The organism is Vulcanisaeta sp. JCM 16161, assembly GCF_001316285.1.
Map to the genome: position 1 here is coordinate 128,044 of NZ_BBDO01000003.1, position 12,879 is coordinate 140,922.

At 47.5% G+C, this 12,879-nt stretch carries 15 protein-coding genes and 4 pseudogenes; 11 read left to right on the top strand and 8 right to left on the bottom strand.

Features of this window, described 5'->3' with window-relative positions; genetic code table 11:
* Positions 1 to 157: 157 nt before the first annotated feature.
* Positions 158 to 610, top strand: coding sequence for a PaREP1 family protein (locus JCM16161_RS04720; protein WP_054855150.1), 453 nt, complete (start codon positions 158 to 160; stop codon positions 608 to 610).
* 49 nt (positions 611 to 659) lie between these two features.
* A complete protein-coding gene (locus JCM16161_RS04725) occupies positions 660 to 1,625 on the top strand; it encodes a phospholipase D-like domain-containing protein (RefSeq protein WP_243669356.1) in 966 nt (321 codons plus the stop codon).
* 261 nt (positions 1,626 to 1,886) lie between these two features.
* On the opposite strand, the gene JCM16161_RS04730 is transcribed toward JCM16161_RS04725, so the two are convergent.
* On the bottom strand, positions 1,887 to 2,102 hold the full coding sequence (locus JCM16161_RS04730; RefSeq protein ID WP_243669358.1) for a hypothetical protein: 216 nt from the start codon (positions 2,100 to 2,102) through the stop codon (positions 1,887 to 1,889).
* Between the two features lie 309 nt (positions 2,103 to 2,411).
* Between JCM16161_RS04730 and JCM16161_RS04735 the strand changes: the two are divergent.
* From JCM16161_RS04735 to JCM16161_RS15400, 8 genes and pseudogenes are all read left to right on the top strand, one after another.
* Positions 2,412 to 2,872, top strand: a pseudogene (locus tag JCM16161_RS04735) (PaREP1 family protein).
* 235 nt (positions 2,873 to 3,107) lie between these two features.
* Positions 3,108 to 3,961: pseudogene (gene pdxS / locus JCM16161_RS04740) on the top strand (pyridoxal 5'-phosphate synthase lyase subunit PdxS).
* Position 3,962: 1 nt separating this feature from the next.
* A pseudogene (gene pdxT / locus JCM16161_RS04745) lies at positions 3,963 to 4,577 on the top strand (pyridoxal 5'-phosphate synthase glutaminase subunit PdxT).
* Positions 4,578 to 4,763: 186 nt separating this feature from the next.
* Entirely contained in the window at positions 4,764 to 5,051 is a 288-nt protein-coding gene (locus JCM16161_RS04750) for a phosphoribosylformylglycinamidine synthase subunit PurS (protein WP_054855152.1), read from the top strand.
* The gene (gene purQ / locus JCM16161_RS04755; RefSeq protein ID WP_054855153.1) at positions 5,029 to 5,700 is read left to right on the top strand and encodes a phosphoribosylformylglycinamidine synthase subunit PurQ; all 672 of its coding nucleotides are present in this window, start codon (positions 5,029 to 5,031) and stop codon (positions 5,698 to 5,700) included. Before JCM16161_RS04750 ends, purQ begins: the two co-directional genes overlap by 23 nt.
* Positions 5,697 to 5,870: a hypothetical protein gene (locus JCM16161_RS15390; protein WP_243669361.1), complete on the top strand. Its 174-nt coding sequence runs from the start codon at positions 5,697 to 5,699 to the stop codon at positions 5,868 to 5,870. Before purQ ends, JCM16161_RS15390 begins: the two co-directional genes overlap by 4 nt.
* 5 nt (positions 5,871 to 5,875) lie before the next feature.
* On the top strand, positions 5,876 to 6,592 hold the full coding sequence (locus JCM16161_RS15395) for an ATP-grasp domain-containing protein (RefSeq protein WP_243669363.1): 717 nt from the start codon (positions 5,876 to 5,878) through the stop codon (positions 6,590 to 6,592).
* A 32-nt stretch (positions 6,593 to 6,624) separates the two neighbouring features.
* On the top strand, positions 6,625 to 6,894 hold the full coding sequence (locus JCM16161_RS15400; protein WP_243669364.1) for a hypothetical protein: 270 nt from the start codon (positions 6,625 to 6,627) through the stop codon (positions 6,892 to 6,894).
* Between the two features lie 93 nt (positions 6,895 to 6,987).
* Here the strand turns inward: JCM16161_RS15400 and JCM16161_RS15405 are convergent, their stop codons facing one another.
* Together JCM16161_RS15405 and JCM16161_RS15410 are read right to left on the bottom strand one after the other, a co-directional pair.
* Positions 6,988 to 7,578, bottom strand: a complete 591-nt coding sequence (locus tag JCM16161_RS15405; RefSeq protein ID WP_243669592.1) for a hypothetical protein — start codon at positions 7,576 to 7,578, stop codon at positions 6,988 to 6,990.
* Positions 7,579 to 8,462, bottom strand: a pseudogene (locus JCM16161_RS15410) (phosphoribosylamine--glycine ligase); the annotation flags it as partial.
* 185 nt (positions 8,463 to 8,647) lie between these two features.
* On the opposite strand from JCM16161_RS15410, the gene JCM16161_RS04770 reads away from it, so the two are divergent.
* Positions 8,648 to 9,367 carry a phosphoribosylaminoimidazolesuccinocarboxamide synthase gene (locus JCM16161_RS04770; protein ID WP_054855154.1) on the top strand — a complete coding sequence of 240 codons (720 nt, stop codon included), beginning with the start codon at positions 8,648 to 8,650 and terminating at the stop codon, positions 9,365 to 9,367.
* A gap of 25 nt (positions 9,368 to 9,392) precedes the next feature.
* Here JCM16161_RS04770 and purM read toward each other — a convergent pair whose 3' ends face one another.
* From purM to JCM16161_RS15425, 5 genes are all read right to left on the bottom strand, one after another.
* Positions 9,393 to 10,367, bottom strand: a complete 975-nt coding sequence (gene purM / locus JCM16161_RS04775) for a phosphoribosylformylglycinamidine cyclo-ligase (RefSeq protein ID WP_243669366.1) — start codon at positions 10,365 to 10,367, stop codon at positions 9,393 to 9,395.
* Positions 10,345 to 10,578, bottom strand: coding sequence for a hypothetical protein (locus JCM16161_RS15415; protein WP_243669369.1), 234 nt, complete (start codon positions 10,576 to 10,578; stop codon positions 10,345 to 10,347). Before JCM16161_RS15415 ends, purM begins: the two co-directional genes overlap by 23 nt.
* A complete protein-coding gene (locus tag JCM16161_RS04780) occupies positions 10,556 to 11,371 on the bottom strand; it encodes a hypothetical protein (protein WP_243669371.1) in 816 nt (271 codons plus the stop codon). The genes JCM16161_RS15415 and JCM16161_RS04780 overlap by 23 nt, the downstream gene beginning before the upstream one ends.
* A gap of 202 nt (positions 11,372 to 11,573) precedes the next feature.
* Positions 11,574 to 11,969, bottom strand: coding sequence for a hypothetical protein (locus JCM16161_RS15420; protein ID WP_243669373.1), 396 nt, complete (start codon positions 11,967 to 11,969; stop codon positions 11,574 to 11,576).
* 318 nt (positions 11,970 to 12,287) lie between these two features.
* Positions 12,288 to 12,839, bottom strand: coding sequence for a hypothetical protein (locus JCM16161_RS15425; RefSeq protein WP_243669375.1), 552 nt, complete (start codon positions 12,837 to 12,839; stop codon positions 12,288 to 12,290).
* Positions 12,840 to 12,879: the final 40 nt, after the last annotated feature.

Here is a 12,879-nt window from a genome sequence, read left to right on the forward strand (position 1 = left end):
ACATTAACCACCTCCATGGCAACCTATGCGATGAATACTTCATGAGAAAGAAACTCAACAAAGTCAAGGAAATTCTAGGTGAGGAGCTTGCTTTAGGGGAATGAAGATTATGCGGGGAAGTTAATTAAGCCGTAGTGCATTGTTACCTACGGCATTAATGCTCTTACCAGTAATTTACGACTTGATTAGGGAGTTGGCTAATGGCAAGGATGTTAACGCCTTCATAGCCGACTTATTAGCCGCTAGGCTTGATCCTTCTCGTAGGGTTGGGTTTTATTTTAAGCTTCATGAGGATTTTCTTAGGGAGGCTGAGGATCTTTACAGCAAGGGTGACTTGGTTCAGGCCGGTGAAAAATACTGGGGAGCCGTAACAGCATTACTCAATGCAATAGCCGAGTCAAGGGGCTGGGAGCATTATAGCCACAGGGACTATGACGTGATTATTGAGAGGTTGGCTAATGAGCTTCATGATGATGAATTAAGGACCTTGTTCGACTCGGCTGAGAAGCCGCATGCTAACTTCTACCATAACTTTCTAATACGTAGAGGTAGGGTACTCACCCTCATTAGAAGGTTAAATGAATACTTAACTAAAGTGAGGCAAGCCTAAGTAGGTATGCATTTAATACCTGAATAGTTACTAATTTATGGATATTAAGATGGATATTAAGTTAATCGATATCTGCAATACCCTCATTGAGTGCCTTAACAGGGCTAGGTCCATTAGTGGACTGCGGGCTTTCAACACCTTTAACGTGGCGACCGGCTTCATAGACCATGAAGGCTTAGCCTACATTCACGACTACCTGAGTGATGCGGCTGATGTTAAGATTCTTGTGGGCGACCTAGGCCCAGTGCCGAGGCAGGTGTATGATGATTGGCGTGAGGTGATTAGAGTCTATCCTAGCCTGCATGCTAAATTCTACCTATTGGGTAATGGGTTTGTGATTCTAGGTAGCTCCAACTTAACGTATAGGGGCCTTGAGGGTAACCTTGAACTCAACCTACTGGTGAATAGTAGGGACCTTTATGAGAGGTTAATGAATCATTATAATGAGCTTTGGCGCAAAGCTAAACCATTAACGGAGGAGTATGTTAGTGATGTTGAGGAGGTTGAGATCAGGGTAAGTAAGCATCGGCGTGATATAGTTGATGAAGTTAATGGTAAGTTGGCTGAAATTTTAAACATAGGTGATGACTGCCTTAAAGACTACAACCCATTGAAGTGTGCAGTACAGGTTACTGGCGCCATAAATGAGCGGTTCCGCGGCTGCGGGGACCTGCCTGAAAATTGCCTAGCCAACACGGTGGCCAATATGGTGGCTAATAGCCCTAGGGAATTGGCAAGGCTCCTAATGGGTAGCCCAGGTTCAGTAATTCTAGCTGGCCACCCGTTATGCTGGGTTAAGTCATTCATAAACGCGTTAAGGGCTGGGCGCATTAATGTTGATGAACTGGATAGCGGGATTAGAATATATGAATATATGGTTAAGTTAGCATCGGTTAAATGCCAGGGTAAAGCCAGAGAACTCGCGGAGGAGGAGCTTAAGAGGCTTAGTGATGAGAGTTATAGGGATAATTACGTGAGGTGGAAGATCCCGTATAGGCTCCTGCCACTGACCTAACCCTACCGATAATAGACTGCAGGCTGATTGGGGAGCGTAGGGCTGATGGGAGAATATTAAGGAGGCTAGCCTGTAACGGTAACCCTGCCTAGATTATCATTTAAACAGTATATTGAGAAATACATAGCTGGATCCCTTACAAACCCAAGCGCCTTTTAACCATCCATAGGCCTGTGATTAACCCCCTAGATATGTACTTAATTGCATTATCAGGGTTAAGTTCAATAAGCCTTATTATTGAAGCTGCATCAAATACGTAACTCACCTAGATTCATGATCCTCCCTAATACTTCTAATCGCGAAGCCTTCACCTAGGCTCTCGCTAATCTTCCTCAACTCCACGGATGCCCTCCTAAGTATTTCCCTAACCTCATCATACTCCTTAAGCCTCACCTCATCTTCAAGCGCATTGTAGAAGTGTTTAGATACGTTAATACCGTACCTCCTTGCCTTATCTGAATCAGTCACCTCACCCATGTAATCCATAATTAATGGTGATTATAAACGTTACTCCATGTAAATTAAATGCATGTATATGGTGGACCATGCGGATCATTACCTAATGTCAGGGTATTTAACCATCATGATCCTAAGCCTTAATTACTAAAGCTCGACTTAATATACGGCTTTCCCGTAAGGCGCATCTTCAACCCATGTATGTTAACTGGCTTACATGGGTAACTGCTTAGGTTGATTAATAAGGTAAGCGACAGCACCCCCTCTCTAATCATTGCCTTTTAACATAACTACACAAACCCTTTTAAGGGAAACGTAATAATTAGCTATGTGGAGGAGCTGCTTAGGTTGATTAATGAGGAGAGTAGGAAGAGGGGTATTGCCGCGGAGTTACTCCTAGCCGATTTACTAGCCAGAGGCTTGATCCTAGGGATAGGGTTGACGTATACCTGAAGATTCACGAGGAGCTACTTAGGCGTAGTGATGAAGAATATGTTAAGGGTGACCTTGCTCAGGCCGGCGAAAAACTCTGGGGTGCTGTGGCGGCGTTACTTAATGCAATAGCTGAGTCAAGGGGCTGGGAGCATTATAGCCACAGGGACTACGACGTAATAATTAATAGATTATTTAGGGAGACTAATGATAGGGAATTACCGCTTTACTTCGGAGCCGCCGAACGTTTGCACGCAAACTTCTACCACAACTTCATGACGAAGGATGAGTATGAGCTGCATAGGGAATATGTCCTTAAGTTAATTAGTAAATTAAGGGATTTGTTAAAACAACGTTGACGACGCATCCTACCGCATTATTAAACGTTTAATAAACCATAAATAACCCCGAATAAGCCCAGTTTCGATGTCGGTATCACCCTCCTTCGAGTACCTCGAGAAGCTCAGGGATTTCTTCTACGGTATGTTGGAATTGAGGGATAGGCTTAGGGAGAGGGGCTTTAACTGGCCTAGGCCTTATGAGGTGGATGGCGTCGTTACCGGCACGGTGAAGGTCAAGGTCGGCTTCCCATCAATGCTCAGGAACGGGGTCATAATGGACGTAACCAACGTGGAGCAGGCTCAGATTGCCGAACAGGCTGGCGCAGTCGGCGTGATGGTTCTCGATAAACTGCCTTACGATGTTCGTAGGGCGGGTGGTGTGGCTAGGATGGCCGATGTTAAGGTTATTGAGGACGTAATGAGGCATATAACGATCCCGGTATCTGCGAAGGTGAGGATTGGTCATTACTACGAGGCCTTCATACTTGAACAAATAGGCGTCGACCTAATAGATGAGTCCGAGGTATTAACACCAGTCGACGAACAACACCACATCAATAAGTGGTTGTTCGCGGTACCCTTCGTCAATGGATGCCGCGAGTTATGCGAGGCACTTAGAAGGATTAGCGAGGGCGCATCAATGATTAGGTCCAAGGGCGAGGCAGGCACAGGAAACGTCAGTGAGGCTGTTAAGCACTTCAAGGTTCTCTACAAGGCAATTAATGAGCTATACGCAGCCTATAGGGATGGTGATGAGGAGAAGTTGAGGGACTTCGCTAGACAATGCCAGGTGCCCATCGAGTTGGTGACGCTGACGGCTAAGCTAGGTAGGTTACCTGTGATAACGTTCGCCGCAGGTGGGATAGCAACGCCGGCGGATGCCGCATTGATGATGTGGCTTGGCGCGGACGGGTCTTTGTAGGCTCAGGGATATTCAAGAGCCAGGACCAAGGGAGAGGCTGAGGCCATAGTGATAGCCACTGCGCATTGGGACGACCCAGAAACCGTGGTTGAGACCCAGAGGATGGTTAGTGAGAAGCGTCGATGGTGGGTATTGACATAAAGTCACTGAAGCCGGAGGAGATGTTGCAGGTAAGGGGTGTTTAGGGTGAGGGTTGGGATACTCGCGTTGCAGGGTGATGTTGAGGAGCATGAGTACGCCATTAGGAGGGCGGCTGAGGAGTTAGGGATCAACGTAGATGTTATTAGGGTTAAGAGGGTCGAACATCTAAATGGCTTGGGCGCGCTTGTGATACCCGGCGGTGAATCCACGACAATAGGCTCATTGGCTAGGCGCAATGGGCTCCTCGATAGGTTAAGGGAATCAATAATCAATGGATTACCCACATTAGGCACGTGCGCCGGCGCCATATTCATGGCTAAGGAGGTCAGGGACTCCGTGGTTGGCGAGACGGGGCAGCCAATACTCGGCGTCATGAACATAGCCGTGGTTAGGAATGCCTTCGGTAGGCAGAGGGACTCCTTCGAGATGGACTTGAATATTGAGGGTCTCGGTACCGTAAGGGCGGTATTCATTAGGGCCCCAGCCATTATCAGGACTTGAGGTAATGCGAAGCCCCTGGCCAGTATTAAGCATGTTAAGCTAGGTAATATTATTACTGCGGCCCAGGAGAACCACATGATTGCCACGGCATTCCATCCAGAGTTAACAACGACTAAAGTGCATAAATATCTGCTTGAATTGGCATTGGGTAGGCGTTAAGTACATTGCTTAAACGCTGTATTGAAATCATAATCACCTTAAAATTATCAATATCGTCCTCCATATTCCTTACAATTAACAATGCGGTTCCTCATGGTGTGGAATTATTGTTTAAATAATTATTTAAATAATAATCAGCAATATTTAGGGGAAATCTTTATATATTTTTAATCATTTGATTAATCAATGAGCGAGATAATGAAAAGGTACTTGGTTCATACGGTTATCGTACTTAAGGGTATTCGTGACCCTGAGGGTGAGACCATACTCAGGGATTTAGTCCTCGCTGGCGGTTTTAATAATGTTGATCGGGTCATTAGCGGTAAGTACTTAGGCTTTGTTGTGAATGCCACCGGCGTTAAGGAGGCCATTAAATATGTTAGGGATCTTTGTGAAAGGATGAGGATCTATAATCCAACAGTTCATGAATTAATGGTATTGGGTGTTGAGGATGCCAAAGGTGGCCGTGATTAGGTTTCCAGGTACGAATGGTGATCTCGACGTAGTTCACATACTTAATAACGTGGTTAAGCTAAACGCCGAGTTGGTCTGGCATGAGGACTTTAAACATGGGATATACGACGCCATTGTAATACCTGGAGGCTTTAGCTACGGTGATTGGCTTAGGGCCGGTGCAATAGCTGCCAGGTCTAATGCCATGAGGGAGGTGGCCATGGACGCGGAGAATGGTGTGCCGGTGCTTGGTATTTGCAATGGCTTTCAAATACTGGTTGAGGCAGGCCTATTGCCTGGGGCATTACTGCCTAATGACCCGCCCAGGTTCATAACCAAGTGGGTCTGGGTTAAAATTAATGATACCAAGACACCATTTACCAGGCTCTATGAACCTGGCGAGGTTGTGTCAATGCCCATAGCCCATGGTGAGGGGAGGTATTTCATAGATAATGTGGATGAAGTTAGGGCAGTATTCACGTACTTCGGAGAGAACCCAAACGGTTCGATTGCCTCGATAGCTGGCGTGACTAACTATGAAGGTAATGTCCTCGGTCTCATGCCACACCCGGAGAGGTCCGCAGAAGCCGTGTTAACCCCAAGGGGCTTCGTACCAGGTGGGCTCAAGCTCTGGCTCAGTCTCAAGGAGAGTCTCGGGGGTGGTTGGTGATGGAATTCGGCTCACCACTGCTTGAGGGTTCTAGGAAGATAATGCTTCTGGGTAGTGGTGAGTTGGGTAAGGAGATAGCCATTGAAGCCCAGCGCATGGGTCTTGAGGTCATCGCAGTCGATAGGTATGACATGGCCCCGGCAATGCACGTGCCCATAGGAAATACGTAGTCAACATGCTTGATGGAGGCGCAATTAAGGCGTTGGTGAGGAGGGAGGGGCCGGACGCAATCATTGCTGAAATAGAGGCCATAAACACTGATGCCCTTACTGAGCTTGAGGAGGAGGGCTTTAGGATTGTGCCCAATGCAAGGGCCGTTAAGGTCTGTATGAATAGGATTGAACTGAGGAGGTTAGCCGCAGAGAAACTCCAATTACCAACTACTAGGTATTACTTTGCTGAGGACATTGAGGACGTGAGGAGAGCATGTAAGGACTTGGGCTTCCCATGCCTGCTCAAGCCTGAAATGAGTTCTAGCGGCCATGGCCATGTACTTATTAATAAGTATGAGGATATCGAGCGCGGTTTTAAGGATGCCCTAGCCCACGCTAGGGGCAGTAGTAGGAGGATCGTGGTTGAGGAATACGTGAGGATCGACAGGGAATTAACAATATTGACTTATAGGTACCCACTAGGTAATGGCGTTGTGACTACCACGGTACCACCCATAGAGCATCAAAGACCTGAGGGTGTTTACCACTACGTTGAGTCCTGGCACCCAGCCACGGTGGGCGAGGAAGTCATTGAGAGGGCTAGGTCGTACGCCATTAAACTCGTCAATGAGTTGGGAGGGTTCGGGATATACGGTGTGGAAATACTCATAACTAAGGATGGCAGGGTATTATTCAGCGAGGCGGCGCCTAGGCTCATGACACCGGTCTCGTCACGTTAGTCAGCACGGATATAAACGAGTTCCAAATACACGTGAGGAGTGCCCTTGGACTACCAACGCCCGAGGTCAAGTTGGTAACGCCGGCGGCGGCCCACGTGATTCTTGCGGAGACAGAGACCTGGGCGCCGAGGGTCGTGGGTCTCGAGGAGGCAATGAAAATACCCGGGGTCCAGGTTAGGTTATTCGGGAAGCCTTACACATATAGGCATAGGAGGATGGGCGTCGTATTAGCCACGGGAAATACCGTGCAGGAGGCCAGGGAGAAGGCCAGGCTAGCCGCGTCACTGATTAAGGTTAAGTAAGAGGTTGGCAAAAATTATGATTATAACCTTTTAATTAATTAAATCTATTATCTTTATTAAGTGCAGCAGTGTATGGCTTAATGGGATAACCACCTACGTATAGTCGTATACCGTCACATCACCGCCCGGTATCCAATCAATCCTGACCCTACCTAGTCCGTGAGCCCTCCTCCACTTGTAGATAGCCCTCACGTGCTCTGCATCCCTTACCCTCTTCTCAATTAATTCCTTACTTCCGATGTCACGCCTATGTATTAATTGCCAATCAGGTGATTTGATATGGGCTATACATCCCTCAACCTTTTCATAGGCCTCCTCATAAGTGTTACCCACGGCTAAAACCTCCATCGCTCTTGAACCCAGGGTTTTATAAAGCCCCCCATCCTCAATCACGGATCCAAAGTAGACCTCGCAATCCAACTTTCTTATTTTGTCCATGTCGATGGTTATTGATCTGCCACGGGCCAAGTCCCTATTGTGTGGGTATCCCAGGGGTGCTATGGCCTTTGAAATGGCCACGATATCCTCCTTAAATGAGTACTTAACGCTCGGTAGCCTACCCTCAACGGCCGCCTCTACGATTTCCAGTAGATCGCCAATGAGTAGAGCCAGCGCATTTAGGACCTCGGGATCGCCGAATCTACTATAGTACTCAATGAGTGTTGGTCCATAGATAGTGAGCATGAATTGGCCGCTCAACACACCCACGTACCTAAGCCCCGTCTCGCGCTGTAGTGCGTCTAAGGTTCTCCTTATTATCTCAACACTCTCCTCATACTCATCCCGAGTTATGAAGGGTAATGAGGGGCCTGGGCCTACTATGGCGCCCATCCCACCGCACTCAGGGCCTATGTCGTAGTCGAATACGTGTGGGTGGTCCTGGATCGGCGGTAACGCTATTACGGATTTGCCATCACTTATTACCTGCACCGTATATTCAACGCCTGTAACCGCTTCCTCAATAACTATTAAATCGTCGACATCCCCATAAGCCCTAACGTCATTTGATGCCGTTATTACTTGGGAGCCTTGGCCTTATCAACGCTATTCTTAAGGTACATCTGCCTATCCCAGAATACCCTAACGCCCTTACCACCGCTTTGTCTGGCAGGCTTTATCGCAACCGAGCCTGCGTTGGATATGTATTTCAATGCCTCATCAATATCCCTAAACGCCTTAAAGGCGATCCTACCTGGTATCCTGTACCTCCACATTAGGGCCCTTGCAAAGGCCTTGCTCTGCTCTATCATGGCTAGTGACCTGGGGACTCCGAAGGTGGGTATGCCAAGCTCGATGGCTCTGTCAGCAACGCCGGCGAACTGCGGCTCCTCAGGCCCGATCACCACAATGTCGGGGTTAACCCTATTAATAGCGTTAACTAAACCATCTGCGTCCAACCTAGACCTTACCAGCTCACCTCCGGTTTGTTCCACGACCTTTTTAATTCCTGGGTTCTCATGAGTTACCAATGCGCTTATCCTAGGTTCGTGAACGCTTAGACTAAGCTTTACGGCTAAGGCATGTTCCCTGGCCCCATCACCGATTATTAGGACCTTGCTCCTTATCATAATTAATTAAATAATTGCGACACCCCTTAATAATTGTTTTCCTTAAATTATTCAATTAAATAATTAAACATATTGTTAAAATAATTAATTAAATAATATGGGTATATAAACACGGTATTGACTACGGTATTTATTTAAACAATTAAGTAAACTTTAAATAATAGCGCTGGAGATCTAGATTAGGTATGGCTAGTAATTGGGTTGGGGAGTTGATTTACGAGGGTAAGGCCAAGAGGGTTTATAGGGTAAATAATGAGTTCTTAGTCATGGAATTTAAGGATGAGGTCACGGCATTTGATGGTGTTAGGAAGGAGTATGCACCAGGTAAGGGTAGGTTGGCGGCGGCGCAGACCGCCTTTTTCATGCGACTACTAGATAAGTACGGCATTAGGAATCACCTAGTTGATTGGGATGGCGATAGAAAAATATTAGTTAGAAGCCTTAAGATGATACCGATAGAGGTTATTGTTAGGAATTACGCCTATGGTTCATTCCTAAGGAGAATGCCCCTAGTAAGACCAATGACTAAGTTCAGTAGGCCCCTCGTCGAGTTCCACCTAAAGAGTGATGAACTTCACGACCCATTAATAACCATGGACGACATAGTGGAGGCAGGCCTTGCCAGTCGTGAACAAATAAATGAGATAGTAAACACCGCGTTAAGTGTCAACTCCATACTTAGTGAGTTAATGATAAGTAGGGGGCTCGTACTTGTGGACTTCAAGTTAGAGTTTGGCGTCGATAAGTCGAATAATGTGGTCCTCGCAGATGAATTAAGTGGCGATACAATGAGGGTCCTAATCAACGGGAGACACCTAGATAAGGAATTATTTAGGAAGGGCGCCTCGGCCATGGACTTGGTCAAGGCTTATGAAGAATTGAATAAATTGCTCGGGATACCTTAAAGCCTTATTCTAAGACCGCTTGGCATTAAAATATTAATGCGTCCTTAATCACCTTACCAAGAACCCAATACTTAAGGCCTGAGTCTCCAATGACCCTGATCACGTCATCCACGTACTCCTCACCGGCTATGAGCATGAGGCCAATGCCCATATTAAATACTCTGTACATTTCACCCCACTCTACGCTGCCTAAATCCCTAATAGTCTCAAAAATACATGGCGGCTCGGGGACCTCGACCTCAATACCGAGATTACCTAAGACACGCCTCACCTTGGTGAATCCTCCACCGGTTATGTGAACCGCCGCCTTAATTAGCCCATTATCGTAGAGCCTAATTAATAAATCTCCGTAATAAGTCGTCGGCCTTAACAACCAGTTAACTAGTTCATCCCCACAAACCTCATCATCTAGGCGGTACCTACTTAGTAGGACCTTACGGGCTAGGGTATAGCCATTCATGTGTAATCCATTAGATTCAACCCCTATGACCACATCGCCAACCCCCACATTACCTATCACCCCTGTTTTCCTAACTCCAAGCACTGAGCAGGAAACATCAATGCCATTAATTAGGTCGGGCATTATCGCGGTCTCACCGCCTAAGACGGCGGCCCCAACCGTGAGGGCCGCATCTTTAATACCATTGAGTACTTTACGTACTGCATCGACGTCGTTGTTGGATATGGCTATGTAATCCGTGATCGCTATCGGTATAAAGCCGTCACACGCAATATCATTGACGTTACCAATCACGCAATCCCAACCAATCACTTCCAACCTGCCCGTGGACCATGCAATTATCGACTTAGTGCCAACACCGTCAGTATGCAGTGTTATTTCGTGATTACCCAGCTTGATAGATCTCGTGAATCCGCCCTCCATTAATTCAACTCCTAATTTACCAGCTATGTCGTGTATTACGGCATTGGCTATCGAGTGCATTTCCCAATGCCTAGCTAGATTAACCCCAGCCCTCTCATAGGTCCAGGCCATCCCCATCACCCCCAAAGCAATATGTACAAAGGCCATCCCTATCGATGCCAACCTCGCTGGCAGCTACGTATAGGTCCTCGAGTGTTGACCACGTTAATGAGTCGACCTCGAGCACCCCCTGGGCACTCTTATCATTAAAGGTATTGGCGAGCAATTGATTGCTAGGCGGCATATCAACACCGTAGGGGCAGGGTCTAACTATCCTTGGGCTGGCCACCGCCACATGCACCTCGCTCGCACCTGCTATGTCTAAGGACCTGGGATGCCTCCTTAATGGAGAGACCCGTGAGTAACGAATCATCAACCAGGAGAATCCTCTTAGCTCTGATCGCACTTACAACTGGGCTAAGCTTTAGGTGGACTGAGGCTAACCTGTCAAGTATGTCCTTCCTCAATGCGGACCTGCGTCTTTCAATACTTATGAGGGCATACTCGAAGGGCCTCTTTAACGCCTCGGCGACCTTAAGCCCATAGATTATCCCCGTCTCGGGCATACCAACAACGGCATCAATATCGCCCACCCTATCCGCTAATCTCTTGGCGAGCAGTCTCGCTAATGCCCTTCTGAACTCATAAACCGAGTGGCCATCAATCTCGGAGTCGGGCCTTGATAAATATATAAACTCTAGGGCGCATAATCTACCTCTAGAGCTACCTAAGTAATTCCTTATTGTTAGGTTCAACCTATTAATTTTGACCGTCGACCCAGGCCTAATGAAGGTCCTCACTTCACCGCCGAGTGCGCCTATAGCTGAGCTTTCGTTGGATATCATGGCTAGGTCAAAGCCATAGGCGCCAAGGACTAGGTTCCTTAACCCGGCAATGGGCCTATGGGCTATTAATTCACCATTACTCGTTAAGGCTATTAATGACGTGTATTGAAGAGGCCCGGCCTCATTATTAATCAGCCTGCACACATCTAAAGGCCTTATCACGAGACCTTCAAGGCAGTATGCAACATGTACGTCGCCGCACCTCACCATACCCCTGGCTTCGGTATTTGTCGTCAAACATAGTAGGCCAGCCTCACCACCTGGAGCGTCATTATTCTCATTAGATTGACGTGTGATTAATCCATCAACCCTATTAAATACCGCGATCCATACGTCATCACCACCCTGTGCCTAAGCACCGGCAATGCGTATCCCAGTAATTCGCCCACATTCCAACCGTCATGAAAAGACACGACTCCGATCATTCCCGTAACTCCCATTACCTACCACCCGTAAATGCCTCCTCAGCCTCTTCAATGCTCAGGGTGAATGGGTAATTACCGGTAAAACACGCGGTGCAAAGCTCGGTGGTCCCTATGGAATCCATGAGCTCGTCAACCGTTAGGTAAACCAGGGAATCAGCGCCGAGGTACTTCCTAACCTCCTCTATTGACCTTCCATGGGCCACCAATTCACGCCTGGTTGGGAAGTCCATACCCATGAAGCACGGGTACCTAATTGGCGGTGAAGAAACCCTGACATGAACGGCCCTTACACCTGAGGCCCTGAGCTTTGGCAAGACCTTCCTAAGGGTGTCGCCCCTTATGATTGAGTCGTCGACCAATACCATGGATGCGCCTTTAACGGCGCTCCTAACCACGTTATACATGTCCATGGATCTCTCCCTGGGCGGTTTGATGAAGCCGCGACCAACGTATCTATCTTAATTATTACTTCACGTATTGGCTTGCCAACGCCGCTCGCGTAGGCCTCGGCAGCAATCCTCGCAGTCTCGGGTATTGGGGTTACAAAATCAATATCACGTACTACCTCCTTACGGCTAACGCCATGCCAAGTCTACTCCTGGCCTCATAAACGTTAATACCGTTGAAATAGGAGTCGGGCCTTAGGAAATATATGTACTCAAGTGCGCAGTAGGCTCTCCTCACCTTAGGACCCTCGAGCCAGTACTCTCGGCCTGACTCATGCAGTATTAAGGCCCTGCTAGCTCAACTTCACGCCAGGCCATACCTAATGCCTCAAGCGCCGCCGATTCCGAGGCTACGGCTATGCCACTACCATCACTGCCAATGGCGAGGGGTCTAAACCCCCAGGGATCCCTAATAATTATTAATGAGTCTCTCCAGACGGCTATTATGGAGTAACCACCACGAAGTGTGCGGAAGAGTTCGTTAATACCATCATCGATTCCTCGCCTAATCAACAGCTCCCTCATGTAGTGGGCCAGGACTAGGGCGTCGTAATTCGTATTAATGCTGATGCCGAAATCCCTCCTTAACCTATTAATTAGTTCCACGTAATTACTTATTGTTCCGTTAAATATGAGGGCGAAATCGTGGTCAAGTACGATAGGTTGGAGCTCAACTCCGTAGGGCCCACTCGTGCTGTACCTGGCGTGCCCAAGGCATAATGTCGAGCTGATACTCAAAACATTACTTAATTTAATGAGCGATTTACCCACACGGCACACGTATGACACTCCCTCTTGGCCCCTATGGATGAGCCATGGGGTTAGTCGAGCCACGTAATTGGCGGCATTAATGCCTAAAAATGCCCATATGCCG